This window comes from Acinetobacter sp. FDAARGOS_559 (assembly GCF_003940475.1).
Lineage (GTDB): Bacteria > Pseudomonadota > Gammaproteobacteria > Pseudomonadales > Moraxellaceae > Acinetobacter > Acinetobacter baumannii.
Genome location: NZ_RKJG01000005.1, coordinates 1,226,679 through 1,248,912 on the forward strand (window position 1 = coordinate 1,226,679; position 22,234 = coordinate 1,248,912).

15 protein-coding genes and 1 CRISPR repeat array are annotated in these 22,234 nt (G+C 38.4%); of the genes, 2 read left to right on the forward strand and 13 right to left on the reverse strand.

Annotated elements, in window-relative coordinates; genetic code table 11:
• Nucleotides 1-9: 9 nt before the first annotated feature.
• Nucleotides 10-1,080, reverse strand: a complete 1,071-nt coding sequence (locus tag EGS71_RS07400; RefSeq protein ID WP_001147892.1) for a ferredoxin reductase — start codon at nucleotides 1,078-1,080, stop codon at nucleotides 10-12.
• 140 nt (nucleotides 1,081-1,220) lie between these two features.
• Here EGS71_RS07400 and fabR point away from each other — a divergent pair, with 140 nt between their 5' ends.
• Nucleotides 1,221-1,916, forward strand: coding sequence for an HTH-type transcriptional repressor FabR (fabR, locus tag EGS71_RS07405; RefSeq protein WP_000195202.1), 696 nt, complete (start codon nucleotides 1,221-1,223; stop codon nucleotides 1,914-1,916).
• Nucleotides 1,917-2,082: 166 nt separating this feature from the next.
• Nucleotides 2,083-3,099 (forward strand): AI-2E family transporter, encoded by a 1,017-nt coding sequence (locus tag EGS71_RS07410; RefSeq protein ID WP_001191208.1) that lies wholly within the window; start codon nucleotides 2,083-2,085, stop codon nucleotides 3,097-3,099.
• Nucleotides 3,100-3,154: 55 nt separating this feature from the next.
• Here EGS71_RS07410 and rapA read toward each other — a convergent pair whose 3' ends face one another.
• From rapA to EGS71_RS07470, 12 genes are all read right to left on the reverse strand, one after another.
• Nucleotides 3,155-5,992: an RNA polymerase-associated protein RapA gene (rapA, locus tag EGS71_RS07415; protein WP_000413591.1), complete on the reverse strand. Its 2,838-nt coding sequence runs from the start codon at nucleotides 5,990-5,992 to the stop codon at nucleotides 3,155-3,157.
• Between the two features lie 144 nt (nucleotides 5,993-6,136).
• Nucleotides 6,137-6,775 carry an RluA family pseudouridine synthase gene (locus tag EGS71_RS07420; RefSeq protein ID WP_001279311.1) on the reverse strand — a complete coding sequence of 213 codons (639 nt, stop codon included), beginning with the start codon at nucleotides 6,773-6,775 and terminating at the stop codon, nucleotides 6,137-6,139.
• Between the two features lie 132 nt (nucleotides 6,776-6,907).
• Entirely contained in the window at nucleotides 6,908-7,612 is a 705-nt protein-coding gene (locus tag EGS71_RS07425) for a phosphopantetheine-binding protein (RefSeq protein ID WP_000500062.1), read from the reverse strand.
• A 61-nt stretch (nucleotides 7,613-7,673) separates the two neighbouring features.
• Complete coding sequence (gene hemL / locus EGS71_RS07430; protein WP_000059227.1) at nucleotides 7,674-8,972, reverse strand: glutamate-1-semialdehyde 2,1-aminomutase; 1,299 nt, start codon at nucleotides 8,970-8,972, stop codon at nucleotides 7,674-7,676.
• 42 nt (nucleotides 8,973-9,014) lie between these two features.
• Nucleotides 9,015-9,626 carry a thiamine phosphate synthase gene (thiE, locus tag EGS71_RS07435; protein WP_001214814.1) on the reverse strand — a complete coding sequence of 204 codons (612 nt, stop codon included), beginning with the start codon at nucleotides 9,624-9,626 and terminating at the stop codon, nucleotides 9,015-9,017.
• Nucleotides 9,627-9,787: 161 nt separating this feature from the next.
• Nucleotides 9,788-13,057: direct repeats of the CRISPR family, unit length 28 nt; unit sequence TTTCTAAATGGCGTATGCCGCCATGAAC.
• A gap of 132 nt (nucleotides 13,058-13,189) precedes the next feature.
• A complete protein-coding gene (gene cas6f, locus EGS71_RS07440) occupies nucleotides 13,190-13,801 on the reverse strand; it encodes a type I-F CRISPR-associated endoribonuclease Cas6/Csy4 (RefSeq protein WP_001104791.1) in 612 nt (203 codons plus the stop codon).
• 2 nt (nucleotides 13,802-13,803) lie between these two features.
• The gene (csy3, locus tag EGS71_RS07445; RefSeq protein WP_001097004.1) at nucleotides 13,804-14,817 is read right to left on the reverse strand and encodes a type I-F CRISPR-associated protein Csy3; all 1,014 of its coding nucleotides are present in this window, start codon (nucleotides 14,815-14,817) and stop codon (nucleotides 13,804-13,806) included.
• 25 nt (nucleotides 14,818-14,842) lie between these two features.
• Nucleotides 14,843-15,727 carry a type I-F CRISPR-associated protein Csy2 gene (csy2, locus tag EGS71_RS07450; protein WP_001215683.1) on the reverse strand — a complete coding sequence of 295 codons (885 nt, stop codon included), beginning with the start codon at nucleotides 15,725-15,727 and terminating at the stop codon, nucleotides 14,843-14,845.
• Nucleotides 15,727-16,977 (reverse strand): type I-F CRISPR-associated protein Csy1, encoded by a 1,251-nt coding sequence (gene csy1 / locus EGS71_RS07455; protein WP_000841018.1) that lies wholly within the window; start codon nucleotides 16,975-16,977, stop codon nucleotides 15,727-15,729. Before csy1 ends, csy2 begins: the two co-directional genes overlap by 1 nt.
• Nucleotides 16,978-16,992: 15 nt before the next feature.
• Nucleotides 16,993-20,367, reverse strand: a complete 3,375-nt coding sequence (cas3f, locus tag EGS71_RS07460) for a type I-F CRISPR-associated helicase Cas3f (protein WP_000498209.1) — start codon at nucleotides 20,365-20,367, stop codon at nucleotides 16,993-16,995.
• A gap of 356 nt (nucleotides 20,368-20,723) precedes the next feature.
• Nucleotides 20,724-21,671 (reverse strand): type I-F CRISPR-associated endonuclease Cas1f, encoded by a 948-nt coding sequence (cas1f, locus tag EGS71_RS07465; RefSeq protein ID WP_000436800.1) that lies wholly within the window; start codon nucleotides 21,669-21,671, stop codon nucleotides 20,724-20,726.
• Nucleotides 21,672-21,793: 122 nt separating this feature from the next.
• Nucleotides 21,794-22,177 (reverse strand): DUF962 domain-containing protein, encoded by a 384-nt coding sequence (locus EGS71_RS07470; RefSeq protein ID WP_000636740.1) that lies wholly within the window; start codon nucleotides 22,175-22,177, stop codon nucleotides 21,794-21,796.
• Between the last annotated feature and the right edge of the window lie 57 nt (nucleotides 22,178-22,234).

The window sequence follows — 22,234 nt, forward strand, 5'->3', positions numbered from 1 at the left end:
AGTTCTCTCTTAAAGATCAATAACTAGATCGGATTGTGCTGAGTTCACACAAATTTTAAGTAATTGGCTTGGTTCCGTATTTTGGCTACCGTTTAGTAAATTACGTGTAGAACCTTGCGTTTTACTACAAACACATTTATTACAAATTCCCATACGACAGCCATGTGTCGGCTTAAGGCCTTCATGCTCAAGGCTGACCAAAATGGATTGGCCTTTAGGAATTGCAATCACTTTATTAGACTGGGTTAATGTGACATTCACATAACCAATGTCATCCGCAGAACTTTCATTAGTTAAACTAAATGCTTCAGTAAGTACTGTTGGTGCTTTTTCAAAAAGCTGTTCAACATTTGAAACAAAACCCGATGGACCACATGCATAAACTGTGCTGTTTTCAATACCATCAACCAGTGCAAGATGTTCGGCATTTAAACGTTCATCATTTGGTGTTTCTTGTGTGTAAAACACCTGATAGCTAAAGTTTGGGTTTTGTTCAGCCACTTGTTCAAAGTACTCTGTAAAAGCAGCATCAGAACGCTGTTTGACCCAATATAAAAGCTGAACCTGCGTTTTTTCTAACTGTTGGCTTTGCTTAATTGCTGTGATTAAGCTCAACATTGGTGTAATACCACTACCAGCAGCTAACATAATTAATTTCGGTGTCTGAATGTTTTGTTGCATGTCACCATAAGGCTGCCCAAGCTCAAAAACATCACCAATTTTGCTTTCTGCAATAAACCAGTTACTGACAATACCATCAGCAACTTTTTTAACTGTTAAACGTAAGTGCTCTGCATCAATTTGCGTCAAGCTATAAGTACGTTCATAACGACGGCCCGCAATTTCAACAATCACTGGATGATGTTGACCTGCCGCGCCCATTTTCACCAAGCGGTTACATTTTAATGTCAGGCTCACGGTGTCATGAGCTACGAATTCTTTTTTTACAATTTGAACTAGTCCATGCTGCACGGACCATAAAGGATTTATTTTTTGTAGCCAGAAGTTCGCCATATTTTTGTCAAATACAGCTTGTGTTAATGAATTGAATAGAGAATTTCTCTTTTCGATTGCTTGCATAACTGAGGGCTCTGTCGCTCTTTTTTAATTATTATACACATGTATATATATTTGTATATACACTCGTACTTTTAATTACAATTTCACAAGTTCCCTGTCTAACGCTATAATCCAGACAGTTTAAGAATATATTGAAAAACATGACCCAAACCTCACTTTCTCAGAGCCCAAATGACACAACCTCATCACAAGATGTCATTGAAATAAAAACAGTAACGCGTTCTGTTGGAAGAAAAGCGACGATTACGAAAGAAGAACTTTTTCAGGCAGCTCTTAACCTGATTGGTCCACAAAAAAGTATTGCCTCACTCAGCTTACGTGAAGTTGCAAGAGAAGCTGGTATTGCCCCAAACAGTTTTTATCGTCACTTTAAAGACATTGATGAATTAGCTATTTCACTCATTGACCGTGCCGGTATCGTATTACGTAAAATTATTCGTCAAGCTCGCCTTCGTGCATCTTTGCAAGACAGCATTATTCGTAGTTCCGTCGAAATTTTTCTGCAACAGCTGGATGCTGATGAAGGTAATTTAAGTTTATTGTTGCGAGAAGGTTTTACAGGTTCCGCTTCTTATAAAGCTGCTGTAGATCGACAGCTCAACTTCTTTCAGCAAGAGCTACAAGAAGATTTAATTCGCTTAGAACGCCTCAATAACAATCATCTATACCATCCTGAACTTGTTGCAAAAGCAATTACACAACTTGTTTTTCACATGGGTGCCAAAGTGATTGACCTTCCTATTGATCAGCGTGCGGAAGTCGCAGAACAAACAATGATTATGATCAGAATGATTTTAGAAGGTGCCCGTCATCTAGACGAAGCAAAAATAAGATAGATTCCACATAAAATGGTTTGTGATTTTACAAGCCATTTTTTATACACCTGTGCCTGCTGATTAATAAAAATATAAACCATAGATTGAAGCAGCTTAGATGCAAGAGTATAAGTAAATAATTCTAGCAATACATATCGATACTTCCCCACGTTATTCAGGGATTCACATGCAAAGTTTGAGTAATCGTCAAAGCCTGATTGCAAGCTATATTCTGATGGGCATTTTTTTGCTTTCGGTTATCCCCTTGCATCTCTTAGCAAGTTTTTTTGCAGGCTTTCTCATTTATGAAATTATTATTAGTTTAAGCTCTATTGTTGAACGTTATATTGATGGTCAAAGAGCCCGCATTTTTATTAGTATTTTATTAAGTATTATTACTATTTCTCTTCTTGCCTTTTTCATTACAAGTTTAATTAGCTTTGTAGTTTATGATTTAAAAGGAGTCGGTTTACATAGTATTAACGGTAAAGTCGACCAAACACTACTGCACTTACAAGCGGAGATTGGGAAATATTTACCAGGCTATATTCCAGATAGCGTTACAGAACTGAAAGATGAAATATTCGCGTTTATGAAAGATAACGTGACTACATTAAAAAATGCCAGTTCCGATATTTTGCATAATCTAGTGACTATGGTGATGGGTCTTATTATCGGTATATTGGTTGCTATTCACGGCTTTCACCGACGTACCCCCCAACCTGTTTTCAAATCGTTACTGATTCAACGTATTCAAAAATTATCAATTTCTTTTAGAAATGTAGTTTTTGCACAAATTAAAATTTCAGCGATTAATACGCTGCTCTTTATATTATTTGCTTTTGTCCTATTGCCGATCTGGGGTGTTCACTTACCTTTCGCCAAAACCTTAACCATTCTTACCTTTATGTTTGGCTTAATTCCAATTTTAGGGAATTTAATTTCAAATACTTTAACTTTTATTGCGGCTCTTACAATTTCACTCGGTCTAGCAGGTGTTGCGCTACTCTACCTCGTATTAGTTCACAAGTTAGAATATTTTATTAATGCCAAAATTATTGGTCATAAAATTAATGCCAATGCATGGGAAATTTTATTGGCTATGTTAATTTTCGAGTCAATCTTTGGCTTAAGTGGCTTAATTGCAGCACCGATTTTCTATGCTTATTTAAAACTAGAATTAAAAGATGCCAGATTGATTTAACCAAAATTTACTCAATAAAAAAGCGCCCGTGTGGCGCTTTTTTATTACTCATTGCTTATGGTTTAACTACTACAAGCACTTGAATCGCTTCAGGGGTTACGGTTAAGCCATCAAGCAAGCTTAAACCTTCTTTTTGCAACTTCTGTAAGCGCTCAATTTCGTCTTGGCGAATGCTCGGGTTGAACTGTTTTAAGTAAGTTAAACGATCAATCTCATATTGCCATTTATTACCATAATGCTCTTTTGCTTGCTGTTGAAGCTGAGGTAAACCTTCTTTAGCAATATCAAGTGCTTGTTTATAACGCTCTTCAATCACTTCACGGCGGGCCTTAACCACTTGGCGGCAGCTATTGCCATCTAAGTGATGCAAATACGGTTTTAAAATGGTTGGATCAATCTTTTCAGATAAGTCCTGACCATTTTCACTTAACAATACGCGAATAAGTTGTTTTGGTAAGCTTGATGGCAAGTTCAAGGATTTTGGTGCCACCACATCAACTTTAAACCAGACTTCAAGTAAAACCGAACCTTGCTTTAATGCATTGGACTTAAGCACAGCAACATTGGTACTACCAAATGATTGTGTACGGATCATTTCCATGACACTTTCAATAAATGGATGTTCTAAAGTTAGATACTGAGCGTCTTCACGCATTTGCGCTTGGTCACGATAGAAAGTCGCAGTCATACCTTCTTCATCTAATGCCAAACCTTGCACTTGCATCTGGTCGGTTGGACGAATAATGACTGTACCGTTACTTTGCTCATCAAAGTCAATATTAGTTGAAGACATGAAACGCTTCACAAACATAGGCAGCGTTGTATTGTCATCATAGTCTTCTAACGCTTGAACAATTTCTTGTGCAACGATAGGACGACATGAGTTGTACTCAAGCAAACGGTCTCGACCAGCTTGTAACTCTGCTTCTAAAGCTTGGCGTTGAACATTAACTTCTTCGAGTAAATCCTCAAATGTTTGACCTTGGTCGGCAAGCAAGCAATCTTTTAATTCAACAATAAAGTTCTCTTGTAGCGTTTGAGCTGTTGGAGAAATATTGCTGAAAATATTCAATGCTTCATTGTACCAACGGAACATACGCTCTTGAGCGGTGCCCATTAAATACGGTACATGAATCTGGATACGGTTTTCTTGACCAATACGGTCTAAACGACCAATACGTTGTTCTAAAACGTCAGGGTTTGCAGGCAAATCAAATAAAATTAAATCACTCGCAAACTGGAAGTTACGGCCTTCTGAACCAATTTCTGAACAAAGTAAGATTTGAGCACCGTAGCTTTCTTCTGCAAAGTAAGCAGCCGCTTGGTCACGCTCAAGCAAACTCATACCTTCATGGAACATGGCTGTACGAATACCTGCATGCAAACGAAGCGCACTTTCTAAAGACTCGACAACAGGACCACTACGGGCAATTAAAAGAACTTTTTTATGCTTAAGTTCTTTACGTAGAATTTCCATTAACCACGGTACACGCGGATCATTTTGCATCCATGAGCCATCAATTTGTGCTTCTTCTGGCCACATTTGTTCGCGTAATTTACCGTCTTTTGACCAATCTGCTGGCGCAGGTAAAGGCGCAGGTTGGCAATCACGGCCAGGGAAGCCTTGAATCGCTTCACGCGTATTACGGAATAAAATACGACCTGTACCGTGACGGTCTAACAACTCATGAATCGCTCTGAAACGTTGCTCAGGTTGGTCTTCAATTGAATGCCCCAACAAACCTTCTAAAGCAGTTAAATGCTCTTGAGTTAAAGGTTCATCTGACATAAGCACTTCTGCAACTTGCGCAGTTTGCTGATATTGAGCTTCTTCATCCAAGAAACGCTCTAAACTACTAAAGCGCTGTGGATCTAACAAACGTAAGCGCGCAAAGTGGCTTTCTACACCCAGCTGTTCAGGCGTTGCAGTAAGCAACAATACACCTGCCGTATTTTCAGCAAGCTCTTCAACCAAGTCGTAACGATCGTTACCACCCTCTTCTTCGCTCCACATCAAGTGATGTGCTTCGTCGACGACGAGTAAATCGAAACCAGCTTCTAATGCTTGCTCACGCAAATCGTCATGGTCCACCATCAAGTCGACGCTGGCAATAATGCATTGCTCAGTTAAGAACGGGTTAAGTTCTGGATCATGTTCTTTAATAGATGCGGTACGGGTTAAATCAAACAGAGAAAATTGCAAATTGAAACGGCGACGCATTTCAATCATCCACTGATACTGCAGAGAATCAGGGACTAAAATCAGGATACGTTCAGAACGGCCGGTTTTAAGCTGTTGGTGGATAATTAAACCAGCTTCAATTGTTTTACCTAAACCTACTTCATCAGCAAGTAAAACACGTGGTGCGAAACGTTTACCGACTTCATGTGCAATATAAAGCTGATGCGGAATTAAACCTACACGCGCCCCAACCAAGCCGCGTAATGGGCTGGTTTGCATTTGCGCCTGCATCAGCATTGCTTCAATGCGTAGGTCATACCACTCTTTATAATCAATCTGGCTTGCCAGCAAACGATCTAAAGGTTTTGATAATTGAATTTGTGCACCAATACGTGTTTCGTTTAGCGCTTTACGTTCTTGCTCGCCATTTTCTAAAGTACGAACCACGTTATAACGCAAAACACCATGACGGTCTTCAATAGACTCGACATTCCACTTATTGCCTTCTTGGTCTTGAACTTCATCATTTACATTAAAGATGATGCGAGAAAGCGGTGCATTGTTGCGTGCATAAACACGCGTTTCATCGCTCTTGGGGAATAAAATGCTGACAGATCTTTCATCTACATCAATAAGAACGCCTAAACCGAGCTCAGTCTCTGTATCTGATAGCCAACGTTGACCAATAGCATACTGCTGCAATTTTTCCACCTTTTTCTCAAGTTCGCACTACATATTGTACGATGCAAAGTAGCTTATTTTTGCATCTTTTTATGTAGTCTTTAAAGCAAAATTTTGCAGCAAAAACTAATTAAATTGTTTTGCTACAAAAATTACTCATCGAAAGTTTTTACATTAAAACGGTACAGGACAGTTAAAAGTTAATGATTCCCCTGTGACAGGATGATTAAAGCTTAACTGTTTAGCATGCAAGCACAGACGAGGAACAAGTAATTGTTCCGGTGTTGCATACAATGTATCACCTACAATCGGATGTCCCAGATATTGCATGTGTACACGGAGTTGATGAGAACGACCGGTAATCGGTGTCAATTTGACACGCGTAACCGGTTGTCCTTGAATCTGGAAATGTTCAATTGCCTGCCAATGTGTTAAAGCAGGTTTGTTATGAGAAGTATCGACAATATGTAAAGGTGGTCGACTCGGATCATAGACGACAGGGATATCCACTGTCCCTTCATCCTCTAAATGACCAGCAACTAGCGCTTCATATATTTTCGAAGTTTGACGGTCTTGAAATTGGCGTGCAATCGCACTCTGTCCACGCTTAGATAACCCAAAAACCAAAATACCCGAAGTATCACGGTCAAGGCGGTGAATGAGCAAAGTTCGTGGTTCAATTGCCACCAGTCTTGTCAAAACGCTGTCATGTAAATCACCTTTCCCTGGCACACTCAAGATGTCCGAAGGTTTATGAATCACCATAAAATCATCATCACGATAGATCAGATGTTCACTTAGAAAATCACTCAAAGTTGTATTCCCAAGGCAAGATGAAAAACAAGCGGGCAATAATAAAAAGCTTACGTCCGAATTACAATGCCGTTCGGGTAAATTAACGACAGAATTTGCAAATATTATGAATCACATTACGACTAAAGCCGATTAGCGCTTCAATAACTGCATAATATGTTGCAATGTAGGGGTTTGCATCAACTCATCAACAGTTAGGCTCGCACCATTAGCACGCCATAATTCCACCAAATAATTGACTCCCGAAGCGTCTAGACCATAGTTTCTTAAATCTATTTCGGGATGAATTTCCATTGGATGTCGCCCTATCTGTTCAGCAACTGCCAATAAAATTCCTTTATCGGACAACACCTGTAATGACGGTGCACTTAAAGACCATAAGCGCATTAAAGTCTGCGTGTTTATATGTTGAATATGGTCAAAACTTATTTTTTCAATCCATTGTATATGCTGCTCTAAACTACTTGCCAAGATTGCATCATTTACAACAGCTACATAATCGGTAATGGATAAAACAAGCTGCATGACCTGCTTAAATAGCGGTGATAAATTCCCCGCCATAATCACCTGTGCCTGAGTATTTGATGACAAGTGCTGCCCAAGCTGTAACATGGTCTGTTGAAGTTGAGATGACTGAATCATCATGACTGGAATTTCGAGGGCTTGTGCTCTTTTACTTAGCATTTCTAAATGATCGGCTAATGGCTGATGCGTCCAATCAGATATATTTTCAAGATCATCTAGCCCGACTAGGAGCAATATGCTTTGCGTAGATTCAATTGGCCAATTTGAAGTACTTGCGGCTAACTGGATTTTTCGAGGTAAGGAATAAAACATTGTTCTCTACAAATATAAAATAGCTCAAATTAAAAAGCCCGTTTAAAACGGGCCTTTTTGCTTACTTCATTTCGGCGAAGGTTTCTTTTGCAGCCTGAATGGTAAACCCGATATCTTCATCAGAATGAGCAGATGAAATAAAGCCTGCTTCAAATGCAGACGGCGCCAAGTTTACGCCACGTTTTAACATGCCATGGAAGAACTTTTTGAAAGCTTCAATATCACATGCCAACATAGAGTCAAAGCTTGTGATGTCTTCTTGATCGGTAAAGTAAAGCCCAAACATTGCGCCAGCTTGCTGAGTTTTAAATGGAATACCCGCTTCATCTGCTGCTGCTTGTAAGCCTGCAAGTAACTTTTCAAGTTGAGCAGATAATTTGCTGTAAAAGTCCGGTTGACGTAAATGTTTAAACATTTCAATACCAGCACGCATAGCAAGTGGGTTACCAGATAAAGTCCCCGCTTGGTATACACCACCTAAAGGTGCGATGCATTCCATGATTTCACGCTTACCGCCAAACGCACCTACAGGTAAGCCCGCACCAATAATTTTACCCAAAGTCGTTAAGTCAGGTTTAACGTTATAAACTGACTGAGCACCACCTAAAGCAACGCGGAAACCTGTCATTACTTCGTCAATAATAAATACAGATTTGTATTCATCACACACATCACGAATCGCTTGTAAGAAACCTTCAATTGGTTTCACCATATTCATGTTACCTGCGACAGGTTCAATAATGACGCCTGCAATTTCATGACCAAATTTAGCAAAGCATTCTTTTAATGCTGCAATATCGTTATATGGCAGTGTTAAAGTGTGTTTAGCGAAATCAGCTGGTACACCTTTTGATGTTGGTTCGCCCTCACCTTTAGTTAATAAACCAGAACCTGCTTTTACTAACAATGAGTCAGAGTGTCCGTGGTAACAACCTTCAAACTTCACGATTTTGTCACGGCCAGTATAACCACGTGCTAAACGAATAGCAGTCATGGTCGCTTCTGTACCAGAGTTGGTCATACGTACCAATTCAATAGATGGCATGATTTCACAAATAATATCTGCCAACGTTGTTTCGTGTACGGTTGGTGCACCAAAACTTAAGCCATCTTCTGCTGCTGTTTGCACAGCCTTAATAATATCCGGATGAGCATGGCCCAAAATCATTGGTCCCCAAGAGCCAACATAATCTACATAGCGCTTACCATCTACATCCCACAAATACGCACCTTTGGCTTTCTCAATGAAAACCGGTGTGCCTCCAACGCCATTAAAGGCACGTACCGGAGAGTTCACACCACCTGGAATGTGTTTGCTGGCTTGTTTAAATAACTGTTCTTGCTTTGGAGATAAACTCATGGAAATGCTCGTCTTAAATATCTAAAAAATAATTTTGAAAGCTTAAGAAAATAATTGTGCCCACGCTTGTACACGGGCAGGAATTTCAGCAGTTGATCGACCTAATATATCACTAATGACTGCACAGAGGTCAGCTCCAGCCTCAATCACAGGTTTTGAATTTTCAACAGTCAAACCACCAATTGCACAAATAGGTAAATCATATTGAGCTGCTGCTTGCTTAATCACTTCTATACCTACATTGCCAGCTTCCGGTTTAGTGGCAGTTGCATAAACCGCACCAAAGGCAACATAAGTTGCGCCATCGGCAATTGCTTTTTGAGCAAGCTCTAAAGAGTTTAAGCAAGTACGGCCAATAATGACACCTTCTGGTAACTGCGATTTTGCATCGGTAATTTCACCGTCACTTTGGCCTAAATGCACACCTAAACCAAACTGAGCAGCCAGTTTTAGGTCATCATTAATGACAAAAGGAACCTGATATTTTTCACATAATTGTTTGATCTGTTCAACTTCAGCAGGCTGGTCGGCTTTGTCTACTTTTTTACGGCGGTACTGTAAAATTGCGATTTGACGGGTTACGAGTGCGGCGTCTAATTTTTCTAATAATAATTGGATTGGGTCATCATTGGTAATGAGGTATAAACCGCGCATAAAAATTTCACCACTAAATATCTTGAGCTCAGAATATATTTTCTTCTTTTAAATTTAAAGATAAAGAATACTAAGCAGTGATCATTTATTGTTTATCTTAACGCTTAAGTGACGTATACCGTCATGAACTGTTTGAAGCGAGAATAAGTAAAGATCAAAATTTTCTAAATGACGTATGCCGTCATGAATATAATTGCGAATATATTCCGCAACCCAGTAACTTTCTAAATGACGTGTGCCGCCATGAACTAATGTTCAAAGCTAAAACAATTGTTCACGTTTTTCTAAATGGCGTATGCCGACATGAACTTTCTTAGGTTTAACCCTCATTTAGCTTTAAATTTCTAAATGGCGTATGCCGCCATGAACTCGTCAATTTTTGCTGGAAATGCTCTTTTTTACTTTCTAAATGGCGTATGCCGCCATGAACTTACTTGTGCCATCCGGTGAAACTTGAATCTCTTTCTAAATGGCGTATGCCGCCATGAACATTCACAGGGCGCACCAGTTGATCTATTTGCTTTTCTAAATGGCGTATGCCGCCATGAACAAAAATACAAATCAATGGGTTGTGCGCTTTATTTTCTAAATGGCGTATGCCGCCATGAACGATAAAAAATGATTTATGTATTTGTGATTTTTTTCTAAATGGCGTATGCCGCCATGAACCTGCAACCATAGCCACACCCTTAATTAACTTATTTCTAAATGGCGTATGCCGCCATGAACATAAACCATGGGGTTATCGTGCTCCATTGGTCTTTCTAAATGGCGTATGCTGCCATGAACACTGCCTAGCTTATCTTGAATAATCACATTTATTTCTAAATGGCGTATGCCGCCATGAACCAACATGTCCATGAACTTTCGTTCGTTCTCTTTTTCTAAATGGCGTATGCCGCCATGAACTTTTAGATTGTGCGGAGTCTGGTGCAACTACTTTTCTAAATGGCGTATGCCGCCATGAACGCCTCTACTATTTGGAAATGTCAGTTGAGGAATTTCTAAATGGCGTATGCCGCCATGAACTCAATTATGTTGGCTTGTTTGATTTATGGGTCTTTCTAAATGGCGTATGCCGCCATGAACAGTTGGCATTATTGGCTTAGCAAGTGCAATTCTTTCTAAATGGCGTATGCCGCCATGAACGCCATCCTCAACACCTACATTCATGACTTCCATTTCTAAATGGCGTATGCCGCCATGAACTTTAAAGGCTTAATGCAATTTAAATCATTCTCTTTCTAAATGGCGTATGCCGCCATGAACTAGCTCGCCTTCACTTCCCTGATGTGATTTTATTTCTAAATGGCGTATGCCGCCATGAACGGTGGTGTTTATACGCAAAGCGGCCGATTCAATTTCTAAATGGCGTATGCCGCCATGAACAACGATGGGTGCGCCGTGGCGCGTAGCAACGATTTCTAAATGGCGTATGCCGCCATGAACAATCTTGAGCATCAATAACCCATACGTTTTGATTTCTAAATGGCGTATGCCGCCATGAACATACCGCCTTCGGGCGGTTTTTTATTACCTGATTTCTAAATGGCGTATGCCGCCATGAACAACTCTTCAATGGTGATAAAAATCAAGTCTGGTTTCTAAATGGCGTATGCCGCCATGAACGTCTATCTGACCTAGAGAGTTGCTATCTGGTAATTTCTAAATGGCGTATGCCGCCATGAACATGGGCTGGGAGTCAGTTAAAGCCATCTATAATTTCTAAATGGCGTATGCCGCCATGAACGAAGCGGAGCAAATGTTTGCACGCATCGGCAAATTTCTAAATGGCGTATGCCGCCATGAACCAGTCACCTTTATTTTCCAAGCTTTCTAAATATTTCTAAATGGCGTATGCCGCCATGAACATAACTTCTCAATTGAGGGGGCTAGAATCTTTTTTCTAAATGGCGTATGCCGCCATGAACAGCCATGTCAGTCATTTAATAAGCTTCATGATTTTCTAAATGGCGTATGCCGCCATGAACGGCCTACTGATCAAGCTTGTAAATCAGTTTAATTTCTAAATGGCGTATGCCGCCATGAACTACGTCCCTTATATTTTTTTGCGCGTTTTATATTTCTAAATGGCGTATGCCGCCATGAACCGGTGGTTTTTCCATTGCTGATTGGTTTGGTATTTCTAAATGGCGTATGCCGCCATGAACAAGGGCATTACCTTTCTACTATTAAGTTGGCTTTTCTAAATGGCGTATGCCGCCATGAACTTGATTACAGGTGTTGGCCGTAAGCAAGTTAATTTCTAAATGGCGTATGCCGCCATGAACATTGACACACCGCCACTACGATTACTATTAATTTTCTAAATGGCGTATGCCGCCATGAACTAACACAAATCTGCTGACCGTTGAACGTACCGTTTCTAAATGGCGTATGCCGCCATGAACAGCTGATGCAGAAAGAATAATGTTCACGCACTTTTCTAAATGGCGTATGCCGCCATGAACTAGGAGTATTGAAGCTATTGCGATTATAATTATTTCTAAATGGCGTATGCCGCCATGAACTGGCTTTTCTTTTCCCTGATTTAGCACATGCTTTTCTAAATGGCGTATGCCGCCATGAACGAGGTCTTTGATAATAACCGCAAGAGCGCAAATTTCTAAATGGCGTATGCCGCCATGAACTTGAAAGGTTGGGGGAGTCCACGTCTTCTAATTTTCTAAATGGCGTATGCCGCCATGAACTATCATTAGGCGGTTTATAACAACCACCATATTTTCTAAATGGCGTATGCCGCCATGAACGAATTATGTGTACTAGTTCACTATCTTTTATTTTTCTAAATGGCGTATGCCGCCATGAACCTCCTCAGGCAACTAGATGTAACCCACGTTTGTTTCTAAATGGCGTATGCCGCCATGAACGCGGGCAGCGACTCGTCGCGCCTGACCTTTCTTTTCTAAATGGCGTATGCCGCCATGAACTGGAGACGATCTATACCATTATGCTTTCTTATTTTCTAAATGGCGTATGCCGCCATGAACATGGAGGTTGATCAATTGGATCAATTGGAGGCTTTCTAAATGGCGTATGCCGCCATGAACGTATTACAGCTCAATTATTAGATGTTCAAACTTTTCTAAATGGCGTATGCCGCCATGAACTCCCGCTTAGAACTTGTAAACAAAATTCTGATTTTCTAAATGGCGTATGCCGCCATGAACCCGCCTTTAACTCTCGAAGATGCCACTATATTTTTCTAAATGGCGTATGCCGCCATGAACCAACGAGTATTTCGCAGATTTGCGGAAACGTTTTTCTAAATGGCGTATGCCGCCATGAACCAGGCATTAAAGCCTACGTTATGAAAGAACTCTTTCTAAATGGCGTATGCCGCCATGAACCTAAAAGACCAACCATCTTAAATAACTTGGTATTTCTAAATGGCGTATGCCGCCATGAACTATAAAATTATAGTAAAAATATAAGTTACAACAAGTGTTTATCATGGATTTTGGCATTTTACCCAATCAAAAAAAGACCTATTGTAACTTATTGATTTTATTGAGCTGTTAAAGAATAGAAAAAATATTGGGTCAAAACTCTGGGACTGTTGTCATTCGGCTTAGTCCATAAGTTCCAAACATCCCATCCCTTGCCTCATCAACAAGTGATTTACCAATATATAAACGATAGGGGCGATCTACATTTTCCTCACGTTTTGCACTGAGACTTTTTAAACTTACGTATGGTTCAACCACTGGTTGCTCAACATATTGTTTAAAATGCTGTCTAGCCTGATCCAAAGAAATATTACGACGTTGTGCTTGATGAACTATACGTTCCTCAACACTCATTCTAGGATTAACTCGATAGTAATGCGCATAACCTGTAATCTTGGCTCGAGGCACTTCTCTCGGTTGAGTGATATGTACATAATCAATGAATCGTTCTAGCCATTTGCCTAAGTTAAGTTGTTGTAAGTCATTTTCCGAGCTGGCAAACACACGAATTTTTGTACCCAAAAAACCAATTTTCTTTTGCTCATTGATACGATATTGAGGAAAAGATACACCGAAGGGTATTCTACCCTGCTCATTGCTATGTTCGGCAAAAGCAATATGAAGCTGGGTATAAACTTTTGACCAAATAAAATAAGGGGAAATTTCATCTTGATCAATCAAGGTAATTTCTTGATACCAATTCATCATTACTCCTTACCACTTTGACCAAACACTCCACCACGTACTAAAACAGCCATCACGTAATGTTCTTGTTCAGGATTCTCAAGCGATTCCCCTAATGCATATTTATCAAATAAACTAAAAAAGTCTTTTTTATCCTTAGGAGTACGATAGGCTTTTCCAAGATTCGTTACCGCACCGTATGGCTCAATCGCAATTGCAGCTTTTTTCTCATCAAATTCAGGATACCAAGTATCTATTGTACGTAATGCATTTCCAATTTTCTGAGAGTGCATTGCAGCAACATCCTTCACTTGATAAAGAATTTTACTCTTATCACCTTTTCCTTTATCTAATACTAATTCTTCGCTTGGATAGACTTCTTGTGCTTTTCCTACCAATGCATAAGCTTCAACTTTAATTAATAAGTATGGTGTTTCACCTTTTAAAGCCTGTGCAATTTGGTTTGCTAAGTTTTGAACCTTTTCATCAATATGATCAAAGTCATGCAATGGATATTCCAACGCATTAAATGTTACTGCTGGTTGATCATTAATCGTTACAACAACTTCTACTTTCTTCGCCCCCACACGGTTACGCCATAAGAAACGAGCATTGGCGATATTTAAAGCATAACGTTTTGCTAACTCTGTAAAACCATATTGCTGAATATAGTTATTAGCAACTGACTGATAAGATTTTAGAAATATTTCATTATTACAAGCAGATGGGTTTTCTATGCCACCTAATACTTTCAAAGTGAATCCAACTTTTAAAGTATCTTGATGCTCACCTAAAGCACAAGCATCTACAGTTTGTAAATTGGCTTTTTCAACTTCGGCATTCAATTTCATTGGGTCACCGGCAACGGCTGGTTTTAGTCGATTAGAAATAGTCCCCCGAACGGATTTCTGAATCAGTTTTAAAGCCGTTTGTTCTTTCCGATTTCCCCATGACGTACCATAAAAATAACCATCAGATGGAACAAGTTTCTTTTCAAATGCAAGTACACTTGCAACTGCTTTTTCATTTTTAGCCATGATTTTTTCCTTTTCAGTTTTTAAATCAAATTGTTGAAATATTTTTACAAAGATATAAATTATTTTCTAAATCAACATGATATTGCCATAACAGTTGATCTATATGTTCTATACGGTATGGCATCACAAACTCCCCTAAAGTGAGAACACTTTCAGCAAACCGATGCGGTGTATTAGCATCGCGTTGATTTTTTGCTTGACCTAGTTCGGAGATTCCTTGAAAACCAATAGCAATCGGTACAAGCCAGCCGTGCGTTTGACGTTTTGAGTTCCATGTTACTTTTCCATTCTCATCTACAGCAGAACTATGAGTAACTTTCAAATAATCTAAAACTGCATCTAAAGCATCACGCCCCTGATTCATACTTTCTACAACGAGATCACGGCGTTCAATGAGTACATGTCCAAGCATTAATTTATTTAAAATAGGTCTTAATTCTTTATCGTGACTCTCATCTTCATCGAAATCTATTATTTGGCACTTTTGAACAGATAGAACATCTCCACTGGCAAATTTCATACTACTAACTAAATCTGGAACAATTTTCAAAAGCTGCTCTCTTTTTTTAAAGCCTAGATTTTCAATCTCGATTAAAAGAGAAACTTCCAAGTGACATCGTGCTTCTTCAATAAAAGCCGGTCTGCTTCCATCTTTATCTAGCGGATTCGCAGTGCCTATAATCGAATGAACAAAGTCCCCCTGTCCTTTATAAGTTTGCAAATTAAATTCATGACAGCTCACAGCCACTTTAGTTAAAGCTACATCACAATCTTTCGTTTGTAACTTTCGTTGCAAAGCATGAACTGCACCCAACCAAGCCGTCATTGCAGGAAATCCAATGGTATATGGACTACTCATTGCATTAGCATTGTGGAGTTTTAAATGAGGAATCAATAAAAAATGACGCATTAAAAAAACTCCTTTGCTTTTTGTAATGAGTTCTCTACCCATTGTTTGACATCCAGTAACTCGCCTGTTCCTAACGTATAAGCATCGCTAATCACTTTTTCATAGCTTCGTAATATCCAGCGTGCTACCTCTCTACTTAATTCGTCTCTCCAGTCAGAATTTTCTTCTCGTTCTTTCTGATGAACTTTATCCAACCAAATACGCTGTATTTTAGGTAGGCTGGCGTAATAATCCTGATTTGACCATCCCTCAACTGCATATTCTCTAGTTTTTAAGGCTTGTAGTAATATTTGATCAATCACAAACTGGATAATATTTTTTATTGCATTACGAATATCAATATTATTTAAATCAAGCTGCATAAATTTATGCAATTGAATAAAACTATCCTGATAATTTTTTCGATATAAAGATTGAGCAAAGAAATCAGCTTTTGGAAGCCGAATTGTTCTTTTTTCTAAGACAGGAGGGCAACTTGGTAATAAATAAGCTCGCCCTGCATTTTGGCTATTTAGAACACTGACATTTTGTGGTTGAGTTCCACCATAACCTGTTACAGTTAAATCAAAAATATCAGAATATCCAACTTCATGATGCTCATTTTTCTTACGTGACTCTTTAGCCTGTTTAGTCTCTTCAGAAAAACGCATAGCATCTACCGATTGTTTTAGCCGAGTAATTAAACCAGATGGCGTCAAAATAGACAGCAAATGGTATTGAGCTTCACCAACTGGGAAATAGACCTGCTTCACTAGATGATCAGTTTTAATAGAATCATCTGTTGCTTTTATTTTTAAAAATTCTGAACTTAAATTATCAAAGTCTAATTCAGCATGGGCAATTAATTTTTTAAGTTCTTGATCTTGCTTTTCGAAACCATCCAATACTGTCAAGTTTTCAGTTAGAGCTAAGGACAGAAACTTAAAGACATCCATTGCAGCGGCGTTACCAAATACATCTAAAGAATAATCCACATTACCGCTTCTTAAATAACCATCATTACAATACTCTACCTTAGCAATAACACTTGAAGTTTTCGCACTTGGATGACTAAATTTACTCGGATGACTCACCATAGAAAGTTGAGTAACCCGCTTTGCTGCGTCAGGAAGCCACTCATTCAAACTAAATTTATCATTTGCTTGCTGCTGTAATTCTGCTATGGCACTTTCATTTTCGGCCTTTTTTATTCGATCTTTTAACCAAAGTTCTTTACGCTCATTTAAAAATGTATGGATACTTTCAGCCATATTTACTCCATTCTATTATTTATCCAAAACTACAAGTCCAAATTGCTCGGAAAAGGTAAGTTGTTTATCCTCATCATATTCAGGCAACATGATTTCCCCATATCGTTTTGCTAATTCTTCTATCATTTCATTAACATCTTCATTTTCATCTAATTTATCAAGCGCTAAACGACACAAAATGTCGTAATAATTTCGATTTAACCATAATCGATTTTGTTCTAACTTACTTAATTTAATGTGATGAATATCATAAAAACCATTACGATCAATATACGCACCAAAATCATTCTTCTCACAAAATACAAGCTTATGATTTTTCGGCACCGCAAAAAGCTGGATATTAGGCGAGCTTTGCCTAAAAGGTGTAAACCTCTGAGGTAAAGCAGTTAAAAACCACTTTTGTGTCAACCATGAATTGAGTGGTTTTGCTCCAACTTGCTTATATGAAGTTAAAGCATCTGCCATCACTGCGTGTTCAAGGTCTGCCAATTTTTTTATTGCTTGCAATGGCTGATTTGCTTTAATTCTAGGAATAGCATTGATATTAAAATTAGCTTCTGAGTTATCAAGAAGTTCTTTTAGGTTTTTGGTCTGCAATTTGAATTTATCATTATTAATTTCAAAACCAGGTTTTTCAAATGCTACTTTAGCCTTTCTTAACCCTTTTAAATTATATTGCATTAAAGCAATATTTGGATTTTGAATATCCTGATCTAATTTTCGATGACGTAATACTCGACCAGCCAACTGAATAATAGAACGATAAGAAGATGGCTCTACAATGGCCCAATCAAAATCATGATCTCGACCAACCTCTTCGACAGGTGTAGCAACCAAGATAAAAATAACATATTCATCATCTGTCGAATCTAGATGCTGGCGAATCACATCATCTAAAAATGCAGCAGTTTGTTCTCCTAATTTTTCTTTCCGTTTTAAGACTCGATCTAAATGTCGCTCTTGTTCACTGCGTAGTAAAAGCACTTGCCGACTATGATATGCCATCACTCGCGGTGAAATCCCTTGAGACCATTCAGCATTTAGTAAGTATTGAGTAAGTGCAACACATGGCGGAATATTTGCTACTCGCACCACACCAAAAGAAACTTTTTTACCGGTTTGAGTATCAATAGTATGATGTTTGAAATGCAACTGTTCAGCATTTTGCTTAATCCGCTCAAAATACTGAGACTGCAAACTCTGATCTAAACGTCGAACTTCTTTTTCTGTCACCAAATCAGAACAATCTACAATATAAGCCTTATGCTTTACGATTTGCTTACTTAGCGCATCTGCTCGAAGTTCAATAAATTGATCATGTGCTTTTTTATATTGCTGTACTAAATCTTCTGATTTACCTGAATTAATTGTTTGAGTTTTGGTTTTAAACTCATCTACCCACATTGCAACCGTATCAATATTTTTCAGCTTCTTAAATGCACAATATAACGACCAACCGTGCTGATAAGCATTAAAAAATCCTTCAGCTAATGCAGGTGGAATCGTTGCAGAAGAAATCATTACTTTCCGACCTAACATTCCTGCTAAATATATAAGTCTGGCAATCGCAATCAAGTCTTGACCATTAAAATCATCAACTTCATCAATGACTAAATCAGATGAGGAAAGCCTTAAACTTGGCAAAATATATTTACCGCCACGTTTGGTTTCTGTAGCTGCCATCAGATGATCAATGGTGCAAGTCAAAACTGGTTTATACAAAAAGGCTTTATTACGCTGCTCTTGATTCTTTGGAAATAATGCATTCATAAACTCAGCTTGGGGCATAGCATCATAATCAAGTTCGTTATCTAATAGTTCTTCTAATGACTCTGAACCTATTTCCTCAATGCTGAGCTCTTCTGTCTGATTATTTTTTATATCCTGATGATGTAACTCCTGTACAGCTTTTGAACCAATTAAAACCGCCAGCTCATCACTACTTAAACCAATATCATGACGATATGAATCACCTGTTTGTAACGTTAGTGTTCTTAGCCCTAAGGCTAAAACATAACGTAATGATTGACCATCTTGAGATAGGGCTTGCATAATTTTGGCATTGGCAATGGTTTTACCTTTTCCAGTACTTGCCATGTTGACAATAAACCAACCTTGTTTCTCACTCCCCTCATTTTTTTGAATGAACTGTTGAATCCCTTTAACAGCTTGATCTTGCCATTCAAAACCTTGTGGACTTTTCTTTTTTAATTTTTGAATATCATATGCAGATTCCATTTCATCAGCCAAACGGCTTAGGGACTGGGCTACTCGCATTGCATTGTCACTGACACGTACCAAATGCTCATCTAAATACTGTTTGGCTTGTTTCGTTTTTGGATCAGTATTTGCAACGAGTGATAAACTTGTTTTCCAAGTTTTATCAGCCTCACACGATGAATAATAATGATCTCCTAACATGAGACATAAGCGTGCATGATGTAAAATCACTCGCCAACAACCATCAACAAAAATCTGTTCTGATACTTGAGATTCTTGTAATAAACGCGCTGACCATTTTTTAACTTGCTTGGTCCATTCGACCGATTGAGTCAATAAACCTTGTTCAAACTCGAAGCATAATTGGAGGCGCTGTTGATACTCTTTTTCCTCAAACTTATTTTGATAACCCCAATCTGCTTCGATAAATTCAAATAAATCCTTGATACATGAAATATCCTCACTCCCATATTTTTTATACTCTTTTTCAGTTTTTAAATTCGGCAGGCGATGATGCGAAACAATTAACCAAGCAGCTAATTGAGCAAAAGGTGGAAGTTGGTCTAGAACTTTCGATTGATCTGAGTTCTTTATAATCGTTTGTTTGAGTAGTTCCTCGTCCCAAGTTTGATTCATCAATAGTTTTAACCATGCTTCATCAGACTTAGTATTACCAGATGATTGCACCAAAGCATTTAACAACATGCAGGAAATCCATTCATGTCGTAAAGGATCACCTTTGAATTGATCATTCTTACTCAGTAGTTTTTGCTGAAACAAAACAGTTGCTTTACCCCAATCATGAAGTAAAGCAGACACTGCAACCAATGCTTTAATGAGAGGTAAATAATGCCAATCATTTTCCCATTTATTTTGAGCTAGACTTTTTTTCGTGGTGTTTACAGGCACAATCCCCTGCTCATTAAACTTGTTACGATTTCCCACTATCCACATGAGCTCACTTCTACGCCGACCCCGTATCCAATGACAACTCACCGCAGTATTCTTTGTGACTGTTTTTCTGAGTAGTTTTTTTACAGCCAATAAGCCATCTTCAGTAATGACTGTTTGCCATGTGTTATCACCGATCCGATCTGCAAAAGCATCTAACACACGACGAGTTCGAGGAATCGCTTTCTTTTCGCATTGGGAAATAAAGGTTACGAACATAAGCTAGTAACCTCATACTCATTGGAATTAATGAGGACTAATACAAGTCTTACACTTATATTAGCCCTTCTAAGCAACCTATGCGGCTGTGAAAAAAACATATCAAAAAAGATACATCTAGTATTTTCTAAGCTGTCTATGTGACAGTTGGTATTAATTATACTCATAACTCATTTTCTAAATGTAAAATCTAGATATATTTCTGGGTTAAAATTCACCGAAATATTCACTGACCATATCAATGAAATAAAAAGCACAGCAAAAAGCTTATTTTTAAACATAGATGTATCTCTTTAAATATTAGTAATGAGCAAAATAACACCAATTTTAAAAAAATACAACCATACTAGATGTTTCTAATTAAATTTAAGTAGAGATTTATCTTTTACCTCATCAAACATCCAGTCCAGACATTTATACTCTGTAAATTTCTGCAATAGCTGTTGACGAAACTCTTGTTCTTTCATCCCCTCTTTAGCACAAATAAATGCCCATGGTAAAACCACAGCATCTTTAATCAAATCAGCTACATCAAACACCAAAGCACCTCGTCGGGTTTTACCATGCATGACAGCAAAACTATGGCTAATCCCTAGTACCCAAAGTGTCGTCGCACTTAGGCCATAGGCCAAATAATTGCCATGGTTCAAAAAGTCATTCGCAAGGTCACCCTGCTCAGGGTTCCGTTCAAAACTGAGTTTGCAACGAGTCGCTGCAATTTTATAAAGTTGTTTGGTTGTTTGAGCCTCTGCAACTAATAAATCCCCAACCTTAGTCATGTTAGGAATTTTCTTTTCAAAACCATTTAAGGCTTGCTGAATATCAAGGTCATCTAAGTAAAAACCTTCATCTTTTAAATCTTTATCTTTCGCCCAAATTTTGCGGATAAATTCAATCCGGGCAAATTGAAACGCTTTCGCAACATCTAAACGTTTGGTTTCATCAAACCAAAAGCTCATCCAGCCTTGCATGTATTCCGTTGGTCGATATTCACTCTGAGGTGTTAACCACTCCACCTCACTACCTGCAAATAAAGGTGTTCCACCACCTCCACAAAACCCCACCAATACCCCTGCACTACATAACATTCGCATCGCAGCTTGAGTAATGGATGTACCTGTTCCAAGTAAAATTACAGTGGTGTTAGCAATTGGAATATTCCAATATTGGTTTTCGTTCTTCGCTTCAGTGAGATATAAAACTCGCCCATCTTTTTGCATTACTCGACAATGTTCAAGGTAGTACAGATTAGCTCGTTTAGAATGTAATATTGCTTTTAAGTCAGATGGGTTAAGTTGTTCCATTCTTTTGATTTCTCTTGTTTTTTCTTATATTACTTAAACATTAGGTAATAAAAAAGCTGCCTAAGCAGCTGTGCGACAGTATATGTCGTTTTATTACTTTAAATTTTATCATATTCTCTCTTTTAAGAATCAATCTTATCGTGCTTGCGATCAATTAAACTTAATCGACCAGTCGCAACATCAGAGAGCATTCGCCAATCAGAAATAAAGCTATAAAGCGGTTGTTTAAAACTGGCAGGTTTATTTTTCTCAAACATAAAATGTCCAACCCATGCACATGCATAGCCAGAAACTAAACCATAGAGTGCGTATTTGGCCTGTTTCTTACGAATAGCTTTTGAAAAAAAGTATAGACCAATGCTACTTCCCACTGCATGTAAGCGTCTGCTCATAATGTTACGGTGTTCAGTTAAATAAAAACGATAAAATTCCTGATAGTTTTTAATAGGTAACTCAAACTCTGGCTGAGTTTCATGATTAAAATTTACGGGTGCATTCACGATCATCTTCCTGATTTTTATTTGATCAAAACATCACCTGATTGTACACCTAAATAAAAGTGT